Source organism: Streptomyces griseorubiginosus (genome assembly GCF_017614965.1).
Taxonomy (GTDB): Bacteria; Actinomycetota; Actinomycetes; order Streptomycetales; family Streptomycetaceae; genus Streptomyces; species Streptomyces griseorubiginosus_B.
This window is the reverse complement of record NZ_WVUG01000719.1, coordinates 1-557: the sequence shown is the minus strand read 5'-3', so window position 1 is coordinate 557 and position 557 is coordinate 1. Positions and strand designations below refer to the sequence as shown.

General features: G+C 68.8%; 1 protein-coding gene. It reads right to left on the bottom strand.

The features are described from left to right. Positions 1-31 precede the first annotated feature (31 nt). Positions 32-382 (bottom strand): metallopeptidase family protein, encoded by a 351-nt coding sequence (locus tag GRC12_RS44945; protein WP_133049031.1) that lies wholly within the window; start codon positions 380-382, stop codon positions 32-34. Between the last annotated feature and the right edge of the window lie 175 nt (positions 383-557).

Here is a 557-nt window from a genome sequence, read left to right as displayed (position 1 = left end):
CCACAAGAGGACACGCGCCCGCCCCGCGCCCCTACCCGTAACCCAGCGCGTGCAGGCGCGCGTCGTCGATCCCGAAGTGATGCGCGATCTCGTGCACCACCGTCACCTCGGTCTCCGCGACCACGTCCTCCCGGGTGTCGCACATCCGCAGCGTCGGCCCCCGATAGACCGTAATCCGGTCCGGCAGCACACCGGCGTACCACTCCCCCCGGTCCGTCAACGGAGTGCCCTCGTACAGCCCGAGCAGCCCGGGGTCCTCGGCGGGCGGCTCGTCCTCGACGAACACCGCCACGTTGTCCATCAGCCGTGTCAGCTCCGGCGGAATCCGGTCCAACGCCTCGGCGACCAGTTCCTCGAACTCCTCGCGCGTCATCTCCAGCACACGCCCATTGTCAGCCACCGAGCACCCGTACGAGAGTCACCAACCCGCTCGCATATCCGCGTCCGGACTTGGGCATACGGGACCAATGGCCCGCGTCCCCGCCATGGCGTCGACCGTCGTGAACCGCATCCGCACCTCCCCGCGCACCCTCGCCCGCCACTACCTGTCTCTTATA